Source organism: Microbacterium sp. 20-116 (genome assembly GCF_041079415.1).
Classification (GTDB): Bacteria; Actinomycetota; Actinomycetes; order Actinomycetales; family Microbacteriaceae; genus Microbacterium.
This window is the reverse complement of the sequence record NZ_JBFYGP010000002.1, coordinates 410905-434725: the sequence shown is the minus strand read 5'-3', so window position 1 is coordinate 434725 and position 23821 is coordinate 410905. Positions and strand designations below refer to the sequence as shown.

The 23821-nt window shown below is 66.9% G+C and carries 24 protein-coding genes and 1 tRNA gene; 7 read left to right on the top strand and 18 right to left on the bottom strand.

Going from position 1 to position 23821, the window contains the following annotated elements; all coding sequences use genetic code 11:
* Window positions 1-63: 63 nt before the first annotated feature.
* Genes tmk through AB6V29_RS06095 form a run of 7 tightly spaced genes read right to left on the bottom strand, consistent with a single transcriptional unit; the run spans window position 64 to window position 6489 of the window.
* Complete coding sequence (gene tmk, locus AB6V29_RS06125; RefSeq protein ID WP_267787680.1) at window positions 64-738, bottom strand: dTMP kinase; 675 nt, start codon at window positions 736-738, stop codon at window positions 64-66.
* Entirely contained in the window at window positions 735-3614 is a 2880-nt protein-coding gene (gene topA, locus AB6V29_RS06120) for a type I DNA topoisomerase (RefSeq protein WP_369357567.1), read from the bottom strand. The genes tmk and topA overlap by 4 nt, the downstream gene beginning before the upstream one ends.
* A gap of 60 nt (window positions 3615-3674) precedes the next feature.
* Complete coding sequence (locus AB6V29_RS06115; protein WP_369357565.1) at window positions 3675-4004, bottom strand: Rv3654c family TadE-like protein; 330 nt, start codon at window positions 4002-4004, stop codon at window positions 3675-3677.
* Complete coding sequence (locus AB6V29_RS06110; protein ID WP_210073661.1) at window positions 4004-4333, bottom strand: TadE family type IV pilus minor pilin; 330 nt, start codon at window positions 4331-4333, stop codon at window positions 4004-4006. Before AB6V29_RS06110 ends, AB6V29_RS06115 begins: the two co-directional genes overlap by 1 nt.
* A complete protein-coding gene (locus AB6V29_RS06105) occupies window positions 4330-4566 on the bottom strand; it encodes a DUF4244 domain-containing protein (protein WP_210073659.1) in 237 nt (78 codons plus the stop codon). The genes AB6V29_RS06110 and AB6V29_RS06105 overlap by 4 nt, the downstream gene beginning before the upstream one ends.
* A gap of 37 nt (window positions 4567-4603) precedes the next feature.
* Complete coding sequence (locus AB6V29_RS06100; RefSeq protein ID WP_369357564.1) at window positions 4604-5512, bottom strand: type II secretion system F family protein; 909 nt, start codon at window positions 5510-5512, stop codon at window positions 4604-4606.
* On the bottom strand, window positions 5509-6489 hold the full coding sequence (locus AB6V29_RS06095) for a TadA family conjugal transfer-associated ATPase (protein ID WP_369357562.1): 981 nt from the start codon (window positions 6487-6489) through the stop codon (window positions 5509-5511). The genes AB6V29_RS06100 and AB6V29_RS06095 overlap by 4 nt, the downstream gene beginning before the upstream one ends.
* Before the next feature lie 442 nt (window positions 6490-6931).
* On the opposite strand from AB6V29_RS06095, the gene acs reads away from it, so the two are divergent.
* The 3 genes from acs to AB6V29_RS06080 all read left to right on the top strand — a co-directional run bounded on the left by acs (window position 6932) and on the right by AB6V29_RS06080 (window position 10305).
* Window positions 6932-8899, top strand: coding sequence for an acetate--CoA ligase (gene acs, locus AB6V29_RS06090; protein ID WP_369357560.1), 1968 nt, complete (start codon window positions 6932-6934; stop codon window positions 8897-8899).
* A 128-nt stretch (window positions 8900-9027) separates the two neighbouring features.
* The gene (locus AB6V29_RS06085) at window positions 9028-9315 is read left to right on the top strand and encodes a WXG100 family type VII secretion target (protein WP_369357559.1); all 288 of its coding nucleotides are present in this window, start codon (window positions 9028-9030) and stop codon (window positions 9313-9315) included.
* A 27-nt stretch (window positions 9316-9342) separates the two neighbouring features.
* Complete coding sequence (locus AB6V29_RS06080; RefSeq protein ID WP_369357557.1) at window positions 9343-10305, top strand: hypothetical protein; 963 nt, start codon at window positions 9343-9345, stop codon at window positions 10303-10305.
* A gap of 247 nt (window positions 10306-10552) precedes the next feature.
* On the opposite strand, the gene AB6V29_RS06075 is transcribed toward AB6V29_RS06080, so the two are convergent.
* The 7 genes from AB6V29_RS06075 to AB6V29_RS06045 form a co-directional block, all read right to left on the bottom strand.
* A complete protein-coding gene (locus AB6V29_RS06075; protein ID WP_369357555.1) occupies window positions 10553-10981 on the bottom strand; it encodes a YbaB/EbfC family nucleoid-associated protein in 429 nt (142 codons plus the stop codon).
* Entirely contained in the window at window positions 10981-11868 is an 888-nt protein-coding gene (locus AB6V29_RS06070; protein ID WP_369357553.1) for a WXG100 family type VII secretion target, read from the bottom strand. Before AB6V29_RS06070 ends, AB6V29_RS06075 begins: the two co-directional genes overlap by 1 nt.
* Window positions 11868-12173, bottom strand: coding sequence for a hypothetical protein (locus tag AB6V29_RS06065; protein ID WP_141376141.1), 306 nt, complete (start codon window positions 12171-12173; stop codon window positions 11868-11870). The genes AB6V29_RS06070 and AB6V29_RS06065 overlap by 1 nt, the downstream gene beginning before the upstream one ends.
* Window positions 12170-12604 (bottom strand): YbaB/EbfC family nucleoid-associated protein, encoded by a 435-nt coding sequence (locus tag AB6V29_RS06060; RefSeq protein ID WP_210073621.1) that lies wholly within the window; start codon window positions 12602-12604, stop codon window positions 12170-12172. Before AB6V29_RS06060 ends, AB6V29_RS06065 begins: the two co-directional genes overlap by 4 nt.
* 46 nt (window positions 12605-12650) lie before the next feature.
* The gene (locus AB6V29_RS06055) at window positions 12651-13373 is read right to left on the bottom strand and encodes a phosphatase PAP2 family protein (protein WP_369357550.1); all 723 of its coding nucleotides are present in this window, start codon (window positions 13371-13373) and stop codon (window positions 12651-12653) included.
* Between the two features lie 130 nt (window positions 13374-13503).
* Window positions 13504-13971, bottom strand: coding sequence for a RidA family protein (locus tag AB6V29_RS06050; RefSeq protein ID WP_369357548.1), 468 nt, complete (start codon window positions 13969-13971; stop codon window positions 13504-13506).
* Window positions 13968-14186: a hypothetical protein gene (locus AB6V29_RS06045; RefSeq protein ID WP_056229468.1), complete on the bottom strand. Its 219-nt coding sequence runs from the start codon at window positions 14184-14186 to the stop codon at window positions 13968-13970. The genes AB6V29_RS06050 and AB6V29_RS06045 overlap by 4 nt, the downstream gene beginning before the upstream one ends.
* 117 nt (window positions 14187-14303) lie before the next feature.
* On the opposite strand from AB6V29_RS06045, the gene AB6V29_RS06040 reads away from it, so the two are divergent.
* From AB6V29_RS06040 to AB6V29_RS06025, 4 genes are all read left to right on the top strand, one after another.
* Window positions 14304-17006: a transglycosylase domain-containing protein gene (locus tag AB6V29_RS06040; RefSeq protein ID WP_369357546.1), complete on the top strand. Its 2703-nt coding sequence runs from the start codon at window positions 14304-14306 to the stop codon at window positions 17004-17006.
* A gap of 11 nt (window positions 17007-17017) precedes the next feature.
* Complete coding sequence (locus AB6V29_RS06035; RefSeq protein ID WP_369357818.1) at window positions 17018-17926, top strand: metallophosphoesterase; 909 nt, start codon at window positions 17018-17020, stop codon at window positions 17924-17926.
* A 115-nt stretch (window positions 17927-18041) separates the two neighbouring features.
* Entirely contained in the window at window positions 18042-19559 is a 1518-nt protein-coding gene (locus tag AB6V29_RS06030) for a hypothetical protein (protein WP_267787707.1), read from the top strand.
* Window positions 19560-19690: 131 nt separating this feature from the next.
* A tRNA-Pro gene (locus AB6V29_RS06025) sits at window positions 19691-19767 on the top strand.
* A 193-nt stretch (window positions 19768-19960) separates the two neighbouring features.
* Here the strand turns inward: AB6V29_RS06025 and AB6V29_RS06020 are convergent.
* The 4 genes from AB6V29_RS06020 to AB6V29_RS06005 all read right to left on the bottom strand — a co-directional run bounded on the left by AB6V29_RS06020 (window position 19961) and on the right by AB6V29_RS06005 (window position 23820).
* Window positions 19961-20263, bottom strand: coding sequence for a hypothetical protein (locus AB6V29_RS06020; RefSeq protein WP_267787708.1), 303 nt, complete (start codon window positions 20261-20263; stop codon window positions 19961-19963).
* A 257-nt stretch (window positions 20264-20520) separates the two neighbouring features.
* Window positions 20521-21180 (bottom strand): IS3 family transposase, encoded by a 660-nt coding sequence (locus tag AB6V29_RS06015; RefSeq protein ID WP_369357544.1) that lies wholly within the window; start codon window positions 21178-21180, stop codon window positions 20521-20523.
* Window positions 21180-21452, bottom strand: a complete 273-nt coding sequence (locus AB6V29_RS06010; protein WP_267789340.1) for an IS3 family transposase — start codon at window positions 21450-21452, stop codon at window positions 21180-21182. The genes AB6V29_RS06015 and AB6V29_RS06010 overlap by 1 nt, the downstream gene beginning before the upstream one ends.
* Window positions 21453-21864: 412 nt before the next feature.
* Window positions 21865-23820 (bottom strand): ATP-binding cassette domain-containing protein, encoded by a 1956-nt coding sequence (locus tag AB6V29_RS06005; RefSeq protein WP_267787711.1) that lies wholly within the window; start codon window positions 23818-23820, stop codon window positions 21865-21867.
* Window position 23821 lies beyond the last annotated feature (1 nt).

The window sequence follows — 23821 nt, the reverse complement described above, 5'->3', positions numbered from 1 at the left end:
CCAGCCTAACGGCGGGGTCGGACACGGCCGCTGGCGGTCGGCTGTGCATCGTCCGGCCCCGCGTCAGCCGAGACGCTCGGCGATGGCCGCACGGACGTGATGAGCAAGCTCGTCGGCCGGGCGCATGGCATCGAGGACGAGGAAACGCCGCGGCTCGTCGGCGGCGAGGGCGAGGAAGCCAGTGCGTACGCGCGCGTGGAACTCGCTCTTCTCCGCCTCGAGTCGGTCGAACGGTTTGTCGTCGGCATCCAGGCGCCGACGCGCCGCGGCCGGATCGAGGTCGAGCAACACCGTGAGATCCGGCAGCAGCCCGCCCGTCGCCCAGAGCGACAGGGCGCGGATGTCGTCGGCATCCAGGATTCTGCCCGCGCCCTGATAGGCGACGGACGAGTCGAGGTAGCGGTCCTGGATCACGACGTCGCCGCGGGCGATGGCCGGCTGCACGACGGTCTCGACGTGATGAGCCCGATCCGCGGCGTACAGCAGAGCTTCGGCGCGTGCCGCGATGTGACCGCGATGATGCAGGACGATGTCGCGGATGCGCACGCCCACCTCGGTGCCACCGGGCTCACGGGTTCGCACGACCGTGTTGCCACGGGCGGTCAGCCACTCCTCGAGCATCGAGGCTTGGGTGGTCTTGCCCGCGCCGTCGCCGCCCTCGAAGGTCACGAACAGGCCGGGCCCCCCGGCCGCAGCCGCCCGGGGGACGGTCAGCGGCCGGGTGCGATCCTCGGTCACGACTTCTTCGCCGGCGCCTTGCGCGTGGTCGTGGTCTTGGGTGACGCTGCCGTGGTGGTCTTGGCCGCGGCCGTCTTGGCCGCGGTGGTCTTCGTGGCCGTGGTCTTCGCCGCGGCCGTCTTCGCCGCAGTGGTCTTGGCCGCGGCCGTCTTCGTGGCCGTGGTCTTGGCCGCGGCCGTCTTCGTGGCCGTGGTCTTGGCCGGAGCCTTGCGCGCCGCCGTCTTCTTCGGCGCCGGACCCTTGGCGCGTTTGTCAGCGATCAGCTCGACCGCGCGCTCGAAGGTCAGGGCCATCGCGTCTTCACCGCGGGGAACCGTGGCGTTCGTCTCGCCGTCGGTGACGTACGGGCCGAAACGGCCGTCCTTGAGCTTGAGGGGCTTGCCGCTCACGGGGTCGGCGTCGAACTCCTTCAGCGCACTGGATGCCCGGCGGGCGCCGTACTTCGGCTCGGCGTACTTCGCGAGAGCCTGCTCGAGTGTGATGTCGAAGATCTGCTTCTCGTCGTCGAGCGACCGTGAGTCGGTGCCCTTCTTGAGGTAAGGACCGAAGCGACCGTTCTGCGCGGTGATCTCGGCGCCCGACTCCGGGTCGGTGCCGACGACGCGCGGAAGCGACAGCAGTTGCAGAGCGGTGTCGAGATCGACGGTGTCGACCGACATCGACCGGAACAGCGACGCCGTTCGGGGCTTGGGAGCTGCTTCCTTCTTCGCGCCGCGCTTCTTGGGGGCTTCGACGACCTCGCCCGTAGCCTGATCGACCTCTTCGGGCTCCTCGGCATCGACTTCTTGGACGTAGGGCCCGAAGCGACCGTCCTTGACGACGACGAGCTTGCCGTTTTCGGGGTTCTCTCCGAGCACGCGGTCGCCGGCAACCGGGGCGTCGATGAGCTCCTGCGCCTTCGCCGGCGTGAGCTCGTCGGGGGCGAGGTCTTCGGGGATGTTCACGATGCGGGGCTTCGCCTCGGGGCCGGCCGCGGGGTCGGTGACCTCGAGGTACGGCCCGTACTTGCCGAAGCGGAGGGTCGCGGTGTCGGTGATGCGCGTGGAGTTGAGCTCTCGAGCATCGATCTCGCCGAGGTTGTCGACGATGTGGCGGAGCCCCACCTGCTTCTCGGAGCCGAAGTAGAACGACTTCAGCCACTCGGTGCGACGCTGATCGCCGCGGGCGATGGCATCGAGATCGTCCTCGAGGGCGGCGGTGAAGTCGTAGTCGACGAGGTCTGCGAAATGCTCCTCGAGCAGGCGCACGACGCTGAAGGCGAGCCAGCTGGGTACCAGGGCCTGCCCGCGCTTGCTGACGTAGCCGCGGTCGAGGATCACGCCGATGATGCTGGCGAAGGTCGACGGGCGGCCGATCCCCTTCTCTTCCAGCGCCTTGACCAGGCTGGCCTCGGTGTAGCGCGGCTTCGGAGAGGTGCTGTGGCCCTTGGGCTCGACGTCGCTGACCGACAGCGTGTCGCCCACGGCGACGGCCGGCAGCGACTGGTCCGCGTCGTCGTCGTTGCGCTTCTCGTCAGCGCCCTCTTCGTAGGCCTCGAGGAACCCCTTGAAGGTGTAGACGGTTCCGGATGCCGTGAACTCGGCGACCTGGGCACCCGCCTTCACGGTGAGAGTGACGGTCGTCGTCTCGTACTTGGCATCCGCCATCTGGCTGGCGACCGTGCGCTTCCAGATGAGGTCGTAGAGCTTCTGCTCATCGCGGTCGAGGGAGGAAGCGAGCGAGGCGGGAGTGCGGAAGGTCTCGCCGGAGGGGCGGATGGCCTCGTGGGCCTCCTGCGCGTTCTTCGACTTGCTCTTGTAGATACGCGGGTTCGCGGGGACCGCCTTGTCGCCGTAGAGCGAGACGGCCTGCGCGCGCGCCGCCGAGATGGCCTGCCCCGACAGGGCGACCGAATCGGTACGCATATAGGTGATGAAGCCCTTTTCGTAGAGTCGCTGCGCGACCCCCATGGCGTGCTTGGCGCTCATCGAGAGCTTGCGACCCGCCTCCTGCTGGAGCGTCGACGTCGTGAAGGGAGCACGGGGGCTGCGCGTGCCGGGCTTGGCCTCGACCTTGGCGACGGTCGCGGTACCGGCGGCGGTGATCGCGTCGGCGAGGGCACGGGCCTGCGCCTCGTCGAGAACCACGACGGCCTTCTTGAGCTGGCCATTGTCGTCGTAGTCGCCACCGCGCGCGATGGGGGCGCCGTCGAGACGGTTCAACCGGGTGGTGAAGGAGGATCCCGCCTGCGAGGCAAGGGCTTCCACGTCCCAGTACGAAGCGGAGACGAACGCCATGCGCTCCCGCTCGCGTTCGACGACCATGCGGGTCGCCGCGGACTGGACGCGGCCGGCGCTGAGCGCCGTGCCCTCGCGGCCGGAACCGACCTTGCGCCAGAGCACCGGCGAAACGTCCCAACCGTAGAGACGGTCGAGAACGCGGCGCGTCTCTTGCGCGTCGACGAGAGAGACGTCGAGCTCGCGCGTGTGCTCGGCCGCTTCCTTGATGGCGTCCTTGGTGATCTCGTGGAAGATCATGCGACGAACGGGGACCTTGGGCTTGAGAACCTCGAGCAGGTGCCACGCGATGGCTTCGCCCTCGCGGTCGCCATCGGTGGCGAGCAGGACTTCGTCGGCGCTCTTGAGCGCTCGCTTGAGCTCGGCGACCGTCTTGGTCTTGCGGTCGTTGACGACATAGAAGGGGTCGAAGTCGTTCTCGACGTCGATGGAGTACTTGCCGTACGCCGCCTTCTTGTCGGCCGGGATCTCTTTCTTCGACGCGAGGTCGCGAATGTGACCGACCGAGCTGAGCACCTCGTAGTCGTCGCCGAGGTATCCCTGGATCGACTTCATCTTCGTCGGAGACTCGACGATGACGAGCTTCTTTCCGTTTGCCACTGGGGTCCTTTCGTCGATGCACACCATACACACGCCTCCCTGTTCGGGTTCCGGGAGGTCTCACGGGCTCGCGGCCTCGGGGGGTCCGGCCCGTGAGCGCGCATCGAATGAAATCCCACCGTACGCCCCGGCGACGGTGATGGTGGCGATCAGGCCCTCGACATCGCACTCTCGTAGGCTCGCGTCCCCCGCCTCGGCGATGCGGGCGGCCTCGTCGCAGGGCACTCCCGCCACCGCCCCGCTCGCGGCGTCCGCGGCCGCGAGGGCGGCAGCGTCCGCCGTGCCCGCCAGACGTTCGACGGCGAGCGAAGCCCCGCCGACCACGGCCAGAGCGCAGACGAGACCCGCGATCACGGCGACCACGCCGACAGTGGTCACGGTGCCGGGCATCAGCGACCTCCATCGAGGGCGCACGCCCGGGCGGATGAGGGCGGGAGGGGAAGCCCCAGCGGCACCGGAACGGAGGCGCGGACGCACACCACTCCTCCGCCGCGGTCCACCGAGGCGGTCGCGCCGACCTCCGCGAGGCGTGACAGGGCGTCCTCGTCGCCGCGACCGAGGAGTCGGGCGGCCTCGGCCACCGCCTGCTGCACGCGGACGGTGGTCGCCACCGATCCGAGCACACCGACGCCGAGCGCGAGCACGAGCAGGACAGCCGGCAGCGCCACGGCGAATTCAGCGGTGGCCGCGCCGCGCTCCCCGAGCTGCGGGATCTTCACTGAACCGTCAGTGCACGGCGCACGAGGTCCGTCAGGATCCCGCGTACCTCATCGCTGCGCATGATGACGACGAGTAGTCCCGCGAAAGCGACGGCAGCCATCGTCGCGATGGCGTACTCGGCGGTCGCAGCGCCGCGTTCGTCGAGGAACAGGGCGCCGGCGCGAGCGCTCGTGAGGGAGGGCAGGTCTGCGGCGGGTCGAGGGCGGATCGCGGTGCGAACGAAACGGATCATGGATCTTTCCTTCTTCTCGGGGGCGGATGGACGGCGGTCACGGCAATGCCGTGGACCGCAGGACGGCGAGCGCGGCAGGCACGACGGCGATCAACAGGAAGGCGGGGAGTGTGCACACGCCGAGGGGGACGAGCAGTCGTGTAGCCAGACGCGCCGCGGCGACTCGACCGTCGGTCCGCGCGCGGTATCGCGCGATCCAGGCATCGCCGCGGAGCAGCTCGGCGGCCGGGACGCCTGCGCGGGTCGCCAGCTCGAGAGTGTCCCTCACCTCGGCGCGCCCCGTCGGGTCGATTCCGAGGTCGTCGATCACTCCGCGAGCCCGGTCGACGGAGACCCCCGCAGACAGAGCCACCGCCCACAGCTCGGCCTCCAGCCCGGGAGTCACCCGTGGCGGCTGCGCCCTCCGGGAGAGGCGCCGCATCCAGACGTACGCCGTCGCCATCAGGATGAGCCCGAGGGCCAGGCAGCCTCGTCCGAATGGATCTGCGAGCAGGGTGCCGACCGGGTCGAAACCCAGAAGACCACCGAGAGGGATGCCGACGAGGGGCAGCCAGCCGAGGAGGCGGGCTGTCGCAGCCGGTTCGGCGAGAGCGACGCGCACATCAGCCGACACCTCGGCGGTCTCGCGAAGCGCGCCGACGACCGAGCGGAGGGCGTCGGACAGCGGAGCCCCTGCGGCCACCGCCACACTCCAGATCGCGGCGAGGCCATGCCAGGAGTCCCCCGCCGCGCGAAGGACGGCACCGACGTCGGCTCCCCGCTCGGCGGCGTCAGCCGCAGCGGTCAGCGCCGGGTCACCGCCCTCGGCGAGGTATCTCCAGGCGAGAGTCGGGGCGGTTCCGCCCGACAACAGAACGGCGAGACGCAGAACCGTCTCGATCGGATCAGCTTTCCGCCCGTCGCCACGCGAGTTCCGACTCGTTCGGCCGAGGATCCTGACGTTCACGCCCACTTCTCCGGTTCGACCCGCAGGCATTCGTCCCGAAGCACGGGACGACCCCAGCCGGTGACGCGTCGCCGCCCGCCGACACGCTCCACGTGGATGACCGCGCCGATGGCCCCGGCACTCTGGCGCGCGCAGGTTCTGGCATCCATTCCCGCGAGGGCCCCCAAGGCTTCGAGACGCGTCGCGACATCGACGAGGCTGCTCGCATGGAGGGTTCCCGCTCCCCCGTCGTGGCCGGTGTTGAGGGCCATGAGCAGGTCCCGGATCTCCTCCCCCCGACACTCGCCGAGGACCAGCCGGTCGGGGCGCATGCGCAACGCTTCGCGCACGAGACGGGAGAGGGAGATGCCACCGGCGCCCTCGATGTTGGGTTGTCGCGCCTCGAGCGCGACGTGGTGCGGATGGTCGGGATGCAGTTCCGCAACTTCTTCGATCGTGATGATGCGCTCCGTCGCGGGGACCCGAGCGAGCAGCGCAGCGAGAAGGGTCGTCTTCCCCGCCCCGGTCGGCCCGGCGATGAGCACGTTCTCTCGCCGGTCGACGAGGCGCTCCAGCCGCTCCCGCTGACGCGCTGAGAACATGCCCGCACGCTGGAGGTCGCCGAGATCAGGGCCGTCGAACTTCGGGACCCGCACGGAGATACTCGTCCCGCTCGCAGCCACGGGTGCCAGAACGGCGTGAACCCGCACTCCCCTCTCGAGCCGGACGTCGACGCAGGGCGATGCGTCGTCGAGATGACGACCCCCGAGCGCGATCAGGCGCACCGCGAGACGGCGCACCTCGGCCTCGCTCGCCAGCCACGACGTCACCCGCTCGACCCCCTCACCCCGGTCGACGAAGAGTCCCCGGTCGCCGTTCACGAAGAGGTCCGTGACACGCGGGTCGTCGAGGAAGGGACGGAGGAACGCCACCGCGGGATCGAGCGTGTCGACGACCCCGTTGTCGAGGCCGTTGCGGAGTGGGGTGAGGAAGGTCACGCGACGACCGTAGGGTCACGATGCGACCGTCCGCGGGCCGTCCGAGGCGATCGGTGGAGGCGGAGTGAACAACCGCTCCTGGGGAGGAACCACCAAAAACGTTTCGGGACAGACCCTCGACAGCGAGGGGCCAACAGCACCAAAGAAGAGGGGGCGGCATCCCTACAGTGGGGGGCGAGGGATGCCGCCACGCGCCGGGGAAAAATTGGGGGGCTCCCCCCGACGCGAGTGCCGGAAGCGATGTTCGGGCGCTAGCTAGAGTACGCGTGCAGATGGGTCCGGCCAACTCGACCGACCTATTCACGGCGATATATCACCTGTTTCCCATTCACCCCGATCCCATCTATCGGAGGTAACCGGTGCAGGAGGGGGTCGATAGCGTGACCACAGTGAGGACACCGCGCGCAGGTGCGCGGGTCCGTGAACGCGAAGGAGCGCCGCGATGAGCAGCCAGATCGACCACCTCCTCAACGAGACCCGCCGGTTCGCGCCGCCGGCCGACTTCGCCGCCCAGGCCGTCGCCCACCGCGATCTCTACGAGCGCGCCGCAGCGGACCGCGAGGGTTTCTGGGCCGAGCAAGCCCGTGAGCTCCACTGGCACAGCCCCTTCACGCAGGTGCTCGACTGGTCGAACCCCCCGTTCGCGGAGTGGTTCGCCGACGGTGAGCTCAACGTCGCGTACAACTGCCTCGACCGGCACGTCGAAGCGGGCAATGGCGATCGCATCGCTCTGCGCTGGGAGGGAGAGCCCGGCGACCAGCGCAACGTCACCTACGCCGAGCTGACCGACGAGGTGAAGCGCCTGGCGAACGTCCTCACCGAGCTCGGTGTCGAGCGAGGGGACCGCGTCGCGCTGTACCTCCCGATGATCCCCGAGGCCATCGCCTCGATGCTCGCCGTCGCGCGAATCGGCGCCGTGCACTCCGTCGTCTTCGGCGGGTTCTCGGCCGACAGCCTGCGCGCGCGCATCGACGACGCGGGCGCCAAGCTCGTCATCACCGCCGACGGGGGATGGCGCAAGGGAAAGGTGTCGCCCCTGAAGCCCGCGGTCGACCTGGCCCTCGCCGACCGCAACGGCTCCGGTGAGCAAGAGACGATCGAGCACGTGCTCGTGGTCAAGCGGGGCGGCAACGAGGTCGACTGGTCCGAGGGCCGCGATCTCTGGTGGCACGACGTGGTTCCGAAGGCCTCCGCCGACCACGAGGCCGAGGCGTTCCCCGCCGAGACCCCCCTCTTCATCCTCTACACGTCAGGAACCACCGGAAAGCCGAAAGGGATTCTTCACACCTCGGGCGGGTACCTCACCCAAGCCGCATTCACCAACCGCGTCGTCCACGACGTGCACCCCGAAACAGACGTGTACTGGTGCACCGCCGACATCGGCTGGATCACGGGACACACCTACGTCACGTACGGCCCCCTGGCCAACGGCGCGACGCAACTGCTCTACGAAGGCACCCCCGACACTCCGCATCCGGGACGCTGGTGGGAGCTCATCGAGAAGCACGGCGTGACGATCTTCTACACGGCGCCGACGGCCATCCGATCGTTCATGAAGATCGGGCGCGACGTGCCCCAGAAGTTCGATCTGTCGTCGCTGCGTCTGCTCGGTTCGGTGGGCGAACCCATCAACCCCGAGGCCTGGATCTGGTACCGCGAGATCATCGGCGCCGACAAGACCCCCATCGTCGACACGTGGTGGCAGACCGAGACCGGAGCCATGATGATCTCCGCTCTCCCCGGAGTGACCGAGACCAAGCCCGGCTCCGCCCAAGTGCCGATCCCCGGTGTCTCGGTCGCCGTGGTCGACGAGAAGGGCGAGCCGGTCGGCAACGGCAGCGGCGGCCTCCTCGTCATCACCGAACCGTGGCCGAGCATGCTGCGCGGCATCTGGGGCGACCCCGACCGGTACCGCGAGACCTATTGGGAGAAGTTCGCCGACAAGGGCTACTACTTCGCCGGCGACGGCGCCCGTCTCGACGACGACGGCGACGTGTGGCTGCTCGGCAGGGTCGACGACGTCATGAACGTCTCGGGCCACCGTCTATCGACCGCCGAGATCGAATCCGCTCTCGTCGGACACGAGGGCGTCGCCGAGGCCGCCGTGGTCGGGGCGAGCGACGAGACCACCGGTCAGGCCGTCGTCGCGTTCGTCATCATCAAGAGCCGCTACCTGAAGGAGCACCCCGTCGAGGGTCTCGGCGATGAGCTGCGCACCTGGGTCGGCCAGCAGATCGGGCCCATCGCCCGCCCCCGCGACGTCTACATCGTCGGCGAGCTGCCCAAGACCCGCTCGGGCAAGATCATGCGCCGACTCCTGCGCGACGTCGCCGAGGGCCGCGAAGTCGGAGACACCACCACGCTCGCCGACACGGCCGTCATGAGCGTCATCAGCGCCCAAGTGAAGTGAGCTCGGATCCCGGATGCCGCGGGCTTCGGCATCCGGGATCTTCCGGCGAAGTCGAGCGCGGCGCTCTCCGTGGCCGTGCGATCTCGTATTGTGACAGGGGTCGAAACCATTGTTCCGGGGGGATGAGCGTGGCGGATCACATTCGAATCGAGTTCGGCAGGGTCAGTCAAACGGTCGAGGTGCTCCGCGCCGCTTCAGGGGGAATCCGAGGCGAGCTCGACGCCCTCGACACGAGACTGGCGACCATGGAAAGCGGGTGGCGAGGCGAGGCGCGGGAGGCGTACTCCGTCGCACGCGCCCAGTGGGAAGAACAGATGCGGTCGATGCAGACGCTGTTGGACGGGTGCGCGGAGGTGCTTCTGCGAACGGGTGAGGCAATTGCCGCGACGGAGGATTCGCTCGCTAAGTCCTTCTGATCGCTTCGGTCTGCCTAGACTGCGAACGTGATTTTCGGCAAGCGAAGGCATGAGCAGACTGCGCAGCAGCGCGAAGAGCTGAAAGCTGCCGCCGCCGAGCAAGGGTGGCGGTGGAGCGACGCCCAGCCCGCGCCCGCTTTCGAACTCTCGGAGGCGGCCCTTCGAGGCCCCGAGCGGTTCAAAATCTGGACGGTCGGCTTAGGCGATGTCGTCGACGGCATGGTGAACACCCGTCCCTTTCGCGCCGCGCGACTCATCGGCTACGACTACACCACGACGAACGGAGGCATTCCGTACGGGGATCGTCGCGAGACGAGCGCGGTGTGGATCGACCTGCCCGACTCGCTGCCCGAGATCCGTCTCGTAGACGCTTCGTCGACGGAGAAGGACGAGGGGCTCCCTCTTCCCCCACTGAACCCTGCGAGGACGACCGACGGACGATGGCGGGTCGAAGGTTTCGTCCCGCAGTTCGCCTCGGACCTCCTTCATTCGACATTCGTCACGGCGCTTGCGACCCTTCCCCCTCTCACAGCCGTCGTCATCCGCGCGGGAATGATCCTTGCCTATGGATTGCAGCGCTACGATGCGCAGACCATTCGAACCGTCGCGACGACCCTTGCTGCACTGATCGAGGCGGTGCCCGGCAACGCCTGGGGCCGCGCCGACGCTCTCGTCGCGGGCACCGGGGTGTTTCCACGGCGCGTCCCCGGCGGGGCCAGCCTTTCACTCGACCAGCGTCTTGTGCGCCCCGACTGGAAAGGCTTCGGGCTGGCGGAGAAAGTGCCGTGGCCAGACGCGCCCGGCGCCCCGAAGAATGTCATGTTGAAGCGCAGCGAGGCGGTAGAGGTGTGGGAGCCCACCCCCGACGATGCACCGGGCTTTTCCCTGAGCGCACAATTCGGACGTGCGACCATCGGCTCGGGGATGCCTTTGGGTATCCCGACTGTGGCGTCCACGATCTTGCACGATGGAGAGGCTCCACGTGCCTGATCGCCGGCGCTGACCCCAGAGCAATGGGAGCACGAGCCTCACCGCCGTAGAGCAAAGGCGGGGCGCTGCAGCCTACCTCTCTGAGGCGGTGATTCAATAGGCCACTCACCCCACCCGGGTCTCTTTGCCAAATCGCTGAGCGACCCCAGACCGCGAATGTGATCCTTCAACAGACATCAACGACAGGACACATAGCAGCGGCGAGAAGTCCTGCGATACGAGACGTCGATGGCTGGGTCGCCTCACTTCAGGAAAAGCGAGACGGCGGCGGGGGATCTTCCAGCGCCGATAAAGGCGATGCCAGGCCGGCATTCACCTCGGCGATCACTGTCTCGGCAGCGATACCCCCGCCGACCGCCCCGACGGCTTCTGCCAAGCTGTTCTGCAGGTCGAGCAGTGCCTCGCGGATGGTTGTCGTGAGAAGTCGACTCAGCGCTCGCGGCCCCAGGGCCAAGCCACGCGACGAGATCTGAACGTCAACGAGCAAACCTCGCGACGAGACGACGACCTTCACCTCCCCGTTGAATGAGGACGCAACACCCTCCACCGTCGCCATGGCCGTCTGTGCGGCCATGAACGCAGCGCCGCGATTGGCGGCAGCAGCGTACTGAGCCTCACGTAGGGCGATCCGCTCTTGGACGTCGAGCGGCGTGCCGGAGAAGTCGGGCGTGGGCATCATCGCCCTCCCCCCGCACTCGCGTTCTCATCGTGAACCGCACCGACCGCACTATTGGTTCCCTTGATCGCATTGACGAGGTCGAATGCACGGAAGTCGATCTCAACCTGAGCTTTGCCGAGCGCTCCCGAGACCTCACCCGCGTCCAATGTGAACCTCTTCCCGAATTGAGTGAACTGCTCCACGATCTTCTGAATCTTCTGCATCACCTCCTGAATCTTCTCGACCCACCGGGCGACCTGAGGCACGCGGGTCGCGATCTTGGTGCTGCATTGGGCGATGATCACCGGGAGCCCCACGCCGACGGTGGCCAGCGCCTCGACGACCGCCTGGATGAGCTGTCCGACGAGGTCGGCGATGATGCCCTTGACGATCTCGTAGACGATCTGAACGACGGATGCCGCCAAACGAAGCCCGTTCGCGTTGCTGTGGGCGGCCTCCGCGAGGGACCGCAGGATCGCGGTGAGGCCGGTCGCGACCGTCTCGTAGCCCGTGGCGGCGGCTCCCTGCCACGACTCACGGAGGTTTCCGAGCGCCTGATCCCGGTCGTCCGCGACGGCCGTGAGGGCGTCTCCGACGTTGTCCCAGGTCTCGCCGAGTGCACGCACCATCTCGGGGCTGCCGGTCAGCAGCTCCAGCTCTTCGTGCAGCGGCGACATGTAATCGAGCAGGAACGATGCGCACGATGACGCGAGCGTCGCGATCGGGTTCGCGATCAGGCTGACGACATCGAGCGCTGAGCCGGCCGCATCGATCACGCCCGATGTGATGTTGCCGCTGCCGAAGTCGCGCACGGAATCAGCGATCCCCCCGGCGACCGGCAACGCACCCAGCACGGCCTCCCCGCTCAGCCCGCTCTCGTACGTCGGTGCGGCGATGAGCGACATCAGATGACCTTCGCGATCTCGGCGGCCAGGTGATCGTCGAGCAGAGAGTATGTCGTACCAGCCGCTGAAACCGCGGTGGCCTCGGCGGCGAGTGCCAGGCGGAGCGCCGAGAGTCCGGCGACTGTCGTCGACTGCTGCAGGGTCACCACGGGAACGAGGAACGAGCAGAGCAATCCGAAAGCCACCGGCTGCAGTGCCACGGCACTCAACGCGGCCACGGCTGCGTCGTTCAACTGGTCGGCCGAGCCGTTCAGCCGAGAGGCGTGCGCGTGCAGCGCATCGGCCTGGACCTCGAGATCCGTCATCGTGAGCCCCCCTCGAACTCGTCTTTCACGGGCGTTGCGGCCGAAGTCTCGGCGTCCAACCGCTGCACCCTCTCGAAGAGCTCGTCGATCCGCGCTGAGAAGTCGACCGCCGGAGCGGCCAGATGCGGTTGCAGAATCGCTGCCCGGATGGGCTCTGCCTGCTTCTGCAGGTCTTCGATCGCACGGGTCGTCGCCGACATCACCCACTCCGAGACGGTGGGCCCGTCGGCATCCCGGATCGCATCCGAGAAGACGACATCGATGACGATTCCTTGATGGTCGACCGTCACCGTGGCCCCGTCTTCGTCGCTTCGACCCATCCCCGTCAGCGTGGCGAGCTCGCCCGACAGTTCCTCGGCCACATTCGACAGCTCTTGGGCTCGTTCCAATTGCCCGGCGATAGCGAGCAGCATCTGCGCGGCGTCATCCATGCGAGTCCTTCCCCCCGGTGATCGACTCGGCCTCGATGCTAGCGAATCAGCGCCCCCGCGACGAGACCGATCGCCGTATCGCGCGTTCGGCCCACGGGATGACGAGCATGGCCCCTCCCACCCGCACCGCCGGATACACCCCCGCCACCCAGACGATGGATGCCAGGGCGTCCCCGGCGTAGTGCACGCCGATGACCACGACCGACACCGACATCCCCACGACCAGCACCACCCCGACGAAGATGCCGAGGGCGCGCCATCGCGTCGTCCAGAGCGCGCAGATCAACACGGCGGCGAACGATGCCGTGAAAGCGACGTGACCGCTCGGGAACGACGGATCGGCCGTCGCGCCGACCGCTTGCGTCATGGCCTCTGACATCCCGGGGCGCGGTCGGTCGACGATGAGTTTCGCCGCTTCCGCGAGACCCAACGTCACCGCCACTCCCCCGAAGAAGGCGAGGGCGACCTGCCACCGGCGGGAGAGAAGGCCCACGGCGACCGTGGCGACGATCATGATGCCCGCGGCGGGCAGCGGTTTCAGCGAGCGGTAGAACGCCTCCGCCACCTGAGTGAGGACGCTGACATGCAGATGATGCGCCGCGTTCGAGAACGCCACGTCTATCGGCACGAAGCGGAGGATGAATCCCACGGCGAGGAGCACGACGATGGTCGAGATCGCCACCACGATGTCGCGCCGGAGGTGAGCCGAAGAAGTGAGAAGTGCGCTCTCGGCCGTCGACGGCCCACTCGGCGCGGAAGAGGAGGTCACGGGGGCATCCTGCCCCCGCACACTTCTGAATCAGCCGAGACAGATACCCGACGATGACGAGAGGGACGCCCCGTGCGACCAGGGCGTCCCTCTCGTGCGAAGGCCGGGGTGCCGGCATCCGGGATCATCGTCAGGCGACGGTGAAGATCACCTCGACCTCGACGGGGCTGTCGAGGGGAAGGACGGGCACACCGACCGCGGAGCGCGCGTGTGCGCCGGTCTCGCCGAAGACCTCGCCGAGGAACTCGCTCGCGCCGTTGATGACGCCGGGCTGCCCGGTGAAATCGGGGACGGATGCCACGAAGCCGGTGAGCTTGAGCACGCCGGTGAGGTTGTCGACGCCGCCGACGAGGGCCGCAGCAGCGGCGATCGCATTGAGCGCGCACTGACGGGCGTAGGTCTTCGCGTCGGCGGGGGCGACAAGACCCTCGGACTCGCCGACCTTGCCGGTCGCGCGCAGGGCTCCCTGGACCATGGGGAGCTGACCCGAGGTGTAGACGAGATCGCCATGGCGCTTGGCCGGGATGTAGGACGCGACCGGGGGAACGACCGCAGGCACGTCGACGCCGAGGGCGGCGAGGCGCTCCGAGACGCTCACTGCTGGCCCTCGAACTGCCGTGCGGCCGTCTCGGCGGCACCGAGGCCGGCGTTGGCCGCGCCGCCACCGGTGGGGCGCTTGAAGTAGGCGACGAGTCCACCCTCGGGACCGGTGACCACCTGCACGAGCTCCCACCCCTGCTTGCCCCAGTTGTTGAGGATCGCCGCGGTGTTGTGGATGAGCAGGGGGGTGGTGAGGTACTCCCACGTGGTCATGACGGGCTCCCGGAGGTGGCTCGGAGCGCGCAACGGTGATGCGCGCGAGGATGGACGCGTCCGCGCGAGCGCACGCCTTCAAGGCATCGCCCAGCAACGTCGCTTAGCATCAAGCCTATGCCCGAGAACAAACGAACGGCTAGCGGTGCCCTCGGCGGCATCGTCGGCCTGGTCGGCCTGAGCGCGGTCGCCGGACTCCTGGTCACCGCTGCCGTGACGCCGGCCATCGCCGTCTCCGGTGCCGCTGCCTCCAGCGCGATCACCGTCTTCGACAACATGCCCAGCTACCTGAAGCCCGACGAGCTCATGCAGCCGACGACGCTCATGGCCGGCGACCGGGTGCTGGCGAAGTTCTACGACCAGAACCGCTCCCCCGTCACCTTCGACCAGGTCTCACCCGTCATGTACGACGCGATCCTGTCGTCGGAAGACCCTCGTTACTACCAGCACGGCGGTGTCGACCTCATCGGCACGACTCGCGCGTTGCTCAGCAACGCGACGAACCCGGACGGCGACACTCAGGGCGGCTCCTCTATCAGCCAGCAGTACGTGAAGAACGTGCTCGTGCAGCGCTGTGAGCGCGACGCGAAGGCCGTCGAGGCCACAGAAACCACCGCGGCGGTCTCGCGTGACGAAGCGCTGCAGAAGTGCGCCCTCGAGGCAGTGCAGGCGAACGGTGCAGCGGGTTACCAGCGCAAGCTGCAGGAGATGCGGTACGCGATCCAGCTCGAGAAGGAGTACACGAAGGATCAGATCCTTCTCGGCTACCTGAACATCGCCAACTTCGGTGGCACCACCTACGGCATCGACGCCGCGGCGCGCTACTACTTCGACACTCCTGCCGCCAACCTGAGCGTGGGTCAGGCAGCGGTCCTCGCGGGCATGGTGCAGAACCCCAACCGCTTCCGGATCGACCGCCCCGAAGGCTCGATCAGCGACGGCGAGACCTCGTACAACAAGGCCCCCGACGGCTCGATCGACGATGTCGACCAGAGCACAGTCCAGGCCCTCTATACGTTGCGCGACAACGGCGAGATCACCCAGGAACAGCTCGTCAACGCCGCCGACGGCTACAGTGCGACCAAGGGCCGCCAGCTCTACGTGCTCAGCCGCATGGAGACCGACGGCAAGATTACGCACGAGCAGTACGTCGCTGCAGCGGTCGAGCCGATTACCCCCAAGATCACACCGACCAGCCAGGGGTGCGCCTCGTCCGCTGCGCCGTATTACTGCCAGTACGTGGTGTCGACGATCCTGAACGATCCGGCGTTCGGTACCGACACCGACGACCGCGTGCGCGCCCTCCGCCAGGACGGCCTGACTATCCAGACGACGCTCGACTGGCGCGTTCAGGATGCCGCGCAGAACGCGATGAACGCGTACACGCCCTCGAGCATCGACGGCATGAAATTCGGTTCGACCGTCGTCAACCTCGAGTCGAAGACCGGGCGCATCCTCGCCATCGCGCAGAACACGAAGTTCACGCAGGACCCCGGGCAAGCGGAGTCCGATCCCTCCTATAACTCCGTGATCTTCGCGGGCGACAGCACGAACGGCGGGTCCATCGGTTTCAACGCGGGATCGACCTTCAAGCTTTTCACTCTCGTGGATTGGCTCCAGACAGGGCACTCCCTGAACGAGACGCTGAACGGCCGGATCGGTCCCGTGCCGAACATGACGAACTCGTGCACCGGCAACTACGTGAACAAGAACAACGACCGCATCAACAACTTCGGCAACGACAGCGGCTACGTCGGAACGCCGATGATGTTCACGCGCGATTCGCTCAACACCGGCTATCTCCAGATGGCGGCGCAGCTCGACCTCTGTGACATCGCCAAGACGGCCAAGAAGCTCGGCGTGACCCGGGGTGATGGTTCGGACATCACGATGCAGTACGCCAACAACGTCATCGGCAGCGATAACGTCTCTCCCATCGCGATGGCCGGGGCCTACGCCACGGTCGCCAACGGTGGAACGCTTTGCCAGCCCAAGGTGATCGACAAGGTCACCGACAGCAGCGGCGCGGAGCGTGCCATCCCCGAACGCACCTGCTCGGCTGCGCTGACCCCGGAGGTCTCTGCAACGGCCGCATACGCCCTGCAGGGCGTCATGGCCCGCGGCGGGACCGGCGCCCGTGGCAACCCCGGCGATGGCACCCCCGTTCTCGGTAAGACCGGTACCCACGAAGAGTGGCAGACCTGGATGATCGAGTCGTCGACCAACACGACGACCGCTGCCTGGGTCGGCAACTACGAGGGTGGCGTCAACGTCTTTAAGAAGTTCTGGGGCGGTCGCGCTCTCTCTGACATCCGCTATCCCCTGGCGGCCGATGTGCAGCGCGCATCCGATGACTTCTACGGCGGCGACCGGTTCCCCGACCCCTCGTCGAACCTCCTCCGCACCCAGATGCGGGATCTACCGAACGTGGTGGGCCAAAGCATCTCCGACGCCACCTCGACCCTCCAGAACGCGGGTTTCCGCGTCTCGGTCGGTGACCCCGTCGACTCCCCGTCGGGTCCTGACACCGTCGCCGCGCAGAACCCCGGCGCAGGCTCTGCTCCCGCGGGCTCGCAGATCACGCTGAGCCCCGGTAACGGCCAGGGTGCGACGGTGCCGAACGTGGGCGGGCAGACTGTTCCCGCGGCCCAGGCAGCGCTGAATGCCGCTGGCTTCACGAACGTGTCCATCGGCGCATGTCAGCCCGAGGGCAACGCTCCGAACGAGGGCCAGGTGACGGCGACGAACCCTGCCGCCGGCACGGCGACGAACAAGAGCGCCGCGATCGCTCTGTCCATCGTCGCGAAGAAGTGCTCGTGACGCGTCCTCTCATGACGGCCGCCCTCGCACCCCTCGGGGTCGCGGGGGCGGCCGCTGTCGGGGCCGCCGTGTGGGGCGTGGGCATCGAGCGCTACCTCTTCACGGTGCGCTACCACGCGCTGTGTGTCCTCCCCAAAGGGGCCGAGCCGATCCGCGTCCTTCACGTCTCCGACGCGCACATGGCTCCCTGGCAGAACCGCAAGCAGGAATGGATGGCGCGTCTCTCCGAGCTATCGCCCGACCTCGTCGTCAATACGGGCGACAATCTCGGTCACCGCGACGGACTCACCGGCATCCGGACGGCCTTCGCACCCCTACGGGGTGTGCCCGGACTGGTCGTGCACGGGTCGAACGACTTCCAAGAGCCGGCACCCCGCAACCCCCTGCGGTACTTTCTGGGGCCGTCCGGTCATCAGCCCGCGCACAAGCACCTCGATGTCGACGCCCTCGACCGGTATTTCACCGATGACCTGGGGTGGAGCATCCTCGACGACACCGCTGTGTCGCTCGAGGTGAAGGGCCTACGCGTCACCGCCTTCGGCGTCAACGACGCCCACCGCAAGTGGGACCACCCCGAGCTCATCCCGCCGGTAGTGGAACGCCTGGATGCCGCCGACCTCACGCTCGGCGTGATGCACGCGCCCTATCGGCGCACTCTGGACACGTTCACCGACTTCGGTGCCGACGTGCTGCTCGCCGGTCACACGCACGGCGGACAGGTGCGGGTGCCGTTCCGTCGAGACGCGTTGGTGGCCAATTGTGACATCCCGTTGGATCAGGCGCGCGGACTGAGCGACTGGACCTACGAAGGCCGCACCGTGCCGTTGAACGTCAGCGCGGGGCTCGGTCATTCGATCTACGCGCCCGTGCGTTTCGCGTGCCGCCCGGAGGCATCGCTGCTCACGCTGCTTCCGCGCTGACGGATTCTCCACAGCCGCCTCGGGGGCCGATCCGTACACGGATCGGCCCCTTCGCGCGTCGAGAGGACGTGTCGTTCCCCGAAGATCGAGTTCCTCGACCGAAGGGACTCCCCCGATGCGCCACCGTCCACCCTCTCTCCGACGTCTCCCCGCCGTCCTGACGCTCGTCGCCGTCTTGTTGGGCGTCGCCGTGGCCCCGGCTGCGAACGCCGCTGACCGAGGCACGGGCTTCGGTACGTGGGCCCCGCTCTCCCGCACCGGTTGGCACGGCTCGATGCGGGTGGGAGATGTTCACACCTATTGCATACATCCCGGCCTTCCCGTCGCCACCGGAACCACGACGGACCACGGCATCACCACCGACGTCAACGGACTGACCCCGCAGCAGCTGATCTCCATCAACTACCTCGTCAGCACGTACGGGCAGACCGGCGACGCGGTGCAGGCCGCAAGCGTCGGGTGGGCGGTGAAAGCCATCGTCGACCGGGATACGACGCTGCACTCCTGGGGGTACGGCGGGAACGAGCTGACCGAGGCGATCGACTACATCATGCGGAGAGCGAGCCCCGAGAACAGCACCGCGATTCAGCAGCGCACCGTGCGGTATCTGGCCGAAGCCGAGGGCATGCCCGTTCCACGAGTGGGCGGCTCGCTGACGCTGTCGATGGACGAAGACGATCCCACGCGGGGAGCGGTGACGCTCGATGTCGACCCGACCGCCTCGGGAACACTTCGACTCGAAAACGCGGTCTTCGCCGACACGGGAAGCTCCGAGCGTGCCGGAATCCAGGGGGCGGTCACGTACCCGATCATCGCCCCGGCGACGGCGTCCGACGACGGACGACCGTACGTCGTACGGGCCGCAGGTACATTCACCGTGCGTTCGGCAGCCATCCGGTATTACTCGACCCCAGGGCAGCAGGAGTCCGCGGGGCCGGCCGAACCCACCACCTTCACCCTGGCGACCGAAGACGCCTCACCGCGGCCCTTGCGCTTCGCCCCGCGGATCGAGACGGCGGCCACGATCGACTCCCGTGGCCGGTTCGTCGACGACGTCATGGTGTCTGCCGGTGACGGTGTCTGGCCGCGACACAGCGACGGAACTTTCGTGGTCGTGAGTGCAAGTGCCGACGTCTACCGGACGAACGCGTTTCCCGCCGAGGCCACCGAGATCCCGTCAAATCTCAGCCCGGTCGCACACCTTGAGCTCCGGACCGACCCGAGAATCGGCCCCGCCGTCTACCGCACGACCTCGGTCTCCCTGCCCGGTCCGGGCGTGTACACGGCCGTGTGGCGTATCGAGCGCACATCCCAAGACCCTGACTCGGTCGCGCACTTCCCCTCGCGCTATTTCTGGATGGAGCGCTTCGCCACTCCCGCGCAGACGGAGCAACTGGCCTTCTCTCCGCCTCCCGCTGCCCCTGACCCCTCCCCGACGACAACCCCCGCGACCGTCGCCACCGTCATTCCGCCGACACCGCCAGCACCCCCGCTGGTTCCCGCGGCCCTCGCATTGACAGGAGTCTCCGGGACTTCGCTGGCAGTGACGAGCGGCGTCTCCGCTGCCGCCATCGCCTCGGGAATGTATGCGTGGCGGCGGGGTCGCCGACGCGCAGAACCACTGGCCGGCTGATGTTCTGCCGGGGTGGGCGTGCGCCGCTCCACGACCCGCATCCCACCCCGGCAGAACCCGACTGATTGAACTCAAACCCCCGGAGTGGTTCGAAGCACTCCTCGGTGCAGGGTAGACTTGTCTAGTTGCAACGGGGTGTGGCGCAGCTTGGTAGCGCGCGTCGTTCGGGACGACGAGGCCGCAGGTTCAAATCCTGTCACCCCGACCACTTCAAGAATGTTCCACCCTTCGGACGAAGAAACGCGTTCGAAGCCTGCACTCAAAGGGCCTTCCGCAGACGCGCGGGAGGCCCTTTGAGGTTTTGTTGACTCGACGTCTCGCCGGGACGCGCGGAGAGCGTGCATGGCCTGATTGATGACCGCACGTTCACCCCTTATGGACGTTTCACCTTCCGCGGCCCTCTAGATGGTTAACTTACGGAAAAGGCCGCACAGAACATCGCGGCGAACGTTTCCGGGCGACATGCGGTAAAGATGAGCGGGGTCCTGGGGTAAATCGAGCTGCGCATGCGCTCGTTTGACTCCGGCGTCGAGACTGGCGAGAGTGCGCTCAAGCTTCTCCGCCACCGCCCCCTTCTGTAATGCGATCTGATTCAGCTTCTCCCGCAGATTCAGTGTTGCTACCGCCCCATCGGCCACCAACTCGATGAGCCGCTCCTCTTGGTCCTCCAGCTTTCGCTGCTCAGACGCGAGAGCTGACTTCATTTCTTGGTCTTTGCGAGCGAGGTGTTCGGAGTCTCAGGTGCGTTGAGGGGAAAGCTGCAACGCACAACCAGCCCATCACGTCGTCACGGGGGCCTCGCGGGCCTCGGTGACCAGCGAAAGTGGCCCGTTGGAGCGAAGAGGGATGGGCACGTGGACCTCTCCTAGCGGCAGTGCGCACGAGCGTCCATTCTGCAGAGACTAATTGCGAACCAGCGGTCACCGACCCCGAGGACACGCTCTCTGAATCGGCCTGACTTTCACTCCTGTCGGGAGCTTTGTCCGGCAGAGACCGAATTGGCTGATTCGAGGTCAGCGTAGTACGCGCGCTTGACCTCGACCGGTGTGCGCATGTCGAGCTCGCCGTGGAGGCGGGAGTTGTCCCACCACCACACCCACTCGAGCGTCGCCAGCTCGACCTGCTCGACCGTGCGCCACGGGCCGCGCTGACGGATCAGCTCGGTCTTGCAAAGGTTGTTCACCGCCTCCGCCATCGCGTTATCGAAGCTGTCGCCGACCGTTCCGGTCGAGGGAACGGCGCCGAGTTCGACGATCCGCTCGGTGTAGACCATCGCGGTGTAGTTCGAGCCGTGGTCGGCGTGATGGATCAGCCCGTCGAGTCGGCTGCCGGCGCCCCAGGCGACCATATCGAGCACCTGCATCGGCAGGATCTCCGACCACTGCGTCGACGCGACGTTCCACCCGACGATGCGGCGGGAGTAGACGTCGGTGACGAACACGACGTACACAAACCCGGACCGCGTCGCGACATAGGTCACGTCGCAGACCCAAAGTCTCCTCGGCGCCGGCGCGGTGGAGCGACTGTTCACGAGATCGGCGGGTAGCGCCGTGGTCTTGTCGGAGCGCGTGGTGAATACCCGCTTCGACTTGCGCACGCCGCGGACCAAGGCCAGACGCATCAGGCGCTCGGTCTGTCGCGACCAACCTGCCACCCTTGCCGACGCATCAGCGCGTGTATCTTCCGACGCCCGTAGATGCCGTAGTTCTTCGCATGCAGCCTGGCGACCTGCGGGACGAGAAGCTCGTCCTTCAACTGCCGCGCCGATGGCATCCGGCCGACAGCGGCGCGGTAGCCACGGGAGGTGAGGAACCCTTGAACCGCTGGGCGCGGCACCCGGCAGATGAGCTCGACCCCGAAACGATCCCGGTGTTCGGTGATGAACCGGATCATCTCGGTCAACGGCGGTCGAGCTCCTTCGCGAAAAACACGCTCGAAGCTTTGAGGATCTCGTTCGCCTTCCGCAGTTCCGAGACCTCCTTCTGAAGCCGCTTGATCTCCGCCGCCGCCTCGGTCGTCAACCCCGGCTTAACGCCGGCATCGACTTCGTAACGGCGCTACCAGAGGCGCAGCGTCTCGAGGCTCATCCCGAGCAACCCGGCCACGTGACGGACCGCGCTCATCATCGTCGAATGCGACGGCCGCGTCTCCGCGAGCATCCGCAACGCCCGCTCACGCATCTCCGGCGAATAGTTCCTATTCATCGAGTTCCATCCTCGCTTCAAGAACGGAACAAAGGTCAGGCGATTCAGAAGGTCGTCGCCGGGAGTGCTGGGTCCTGCGCCGGGCCAGATTTGCATCGTCGCTAGTTCCTCAGGTTGTCAGCCGGTTTGAGCCGTGCGGCCTGAATCGCCGCTAGTCCTCCGCCGCTCGCCCCGACCACGAGGCCGACGAGCATGGCCACCGGTGTCAACGCGGTGTCGAAGACCGGAGACCACTTTTGACTGATGGTAACTACGAGTATCGCGCCCATGCCAAGTAAGAGACCGATCGCGCCGCCGAGCAGCCCCACGTATGCCGACTCTATGGTTATCAGTGCGCCGATCTGCGCATTGCGCGCCCCCAGGGCTTTCCGCATGCCGATCTCTCCCCGCCGCGTATGCACAGCGAGTAATGTCGCGTTCATCAGCGCCGCCACAGCCACAATCAAAGCGAGAACGGTGAACGCGGTTAGGGCTGTCCGCAAACCCTCTTCCACTTGCCCGCGGAGGATTGCAGAGTCACTCGGGGCGGCGACAAAAATGGCGTCTGGCTGGTAAGGGTTTATCGCCGCGGGCATCTGCCTTGCGACCTGCGGGGCAGCGCCAGGAGCAGTTATCGCCAGCAGGCTCGCATCTGTTGCCGCATGAGTATTAATGTCTGCTGGGGCCCCCATCACCACTTCTCCACGCAGTAGTGGAAGTCGTGGTGACCCCGTGATCAACCCCGCGACGACGTAGTTGTTCCCGTCAATGTAGATCGAAGGAGCGCCGGCGAGTGAACTCAACTGCAACTGTGACGCTAACAGGTCACCGATAAGAACCTCGTCCGCATGCAGTTCGCCGCTATGCCATGGCGCCTCCGCCACCTCTAGCCGCCCCGCCGCTGTGATGTTTCCCACGGCGACGTGCGGTTGTACCTGGCGCGACTCAGCGAAGGAAGATACCGTGCTGGGACTGAGGTCCAGCAACACGGCGGCGGCCTCGACGCCTCTCAGGTCTCCCACCACCTCTGGAACGCTGGTCAGCGTGGGCGAGTGCGCGGTCCCCGTAGACCATCGCGCGGTGACCTCACGGTTCAGATGGGCATCGAAGGTCGCAGATACCTGCGCTGTGGCAGAAGACGACAGACCAAGCGTCGTGATCGTAAGCGCTACGGCAATGGCGACTGCGAAGCTAAGCCCTATGGTCTGGTTCCGTCGTGAGAGCACCGACGCCCACGCGTCGCGTAAGAGGTCGAGGACTCTGAGCCGGCTATATGTGCTGGTTGGCAACAACAGAGTATTGGAAGCTACTTGTGGCTCTCCGGCGTTGAGGGACTCTTTAGCCGACCGTCCTAGACCGACGCTGGGGGACAGCGCATCCGAAGTGAGCGGTCTGCCCCGCCACTGATCGCTCACTACGGCGCCGTCTGCGAGACGCACGATGCGCTGAGCACGGGAAGCAACTTCGGACGAGTGGGTAACGACAATCACGGTCGAACCTTTGACATTCAGACGTTGCAACTCGTCTAAGACTCGCTCGGCATTCTCCGAATCAAGATTTCCCGTGGGCTCGTCGGCGAGGATGAGCTTGGCGTCACCGGCTATGGCGCGAGCAATGGCGACTCGTTGCCGCTGTCCTCCCGACAGCTGGGATGTGCTGTCTGCAGCTCGTTCAGCCAGTCCCACAGACAGCAGAGCCTCTTGCGCGCGTGCACGTCGTCGCGCGCGCGGGACACCGCGATAGAGAAGGCCAAGTTCCACGCTATCGACAGCCGGCCGCGCTGGCAGCAGGTGAAAAGCCTGAAAGATGAACCCGATTATTCTAGCGCGCAGCTGCGGCGCGTTACGAGGTCCTCCCACATTCACGGCTTGTCCATCCAACAGGTACTCACCGCTGGTGGGCTCGTCCAAGAGACCCAGGATGTTCATCAATGTGGTCTTGCCGCCCCCGGAAGGTCCGACGATCGCGACGAACTCACCTTGCTCAATCTCGAGGCTAACGTCGCGCAGAGCGACGACGGCAGGACCCCGCGCTGAGGAGTATGTCCGGGAGACGTGGTTGAGATGAATCTGTGGCACG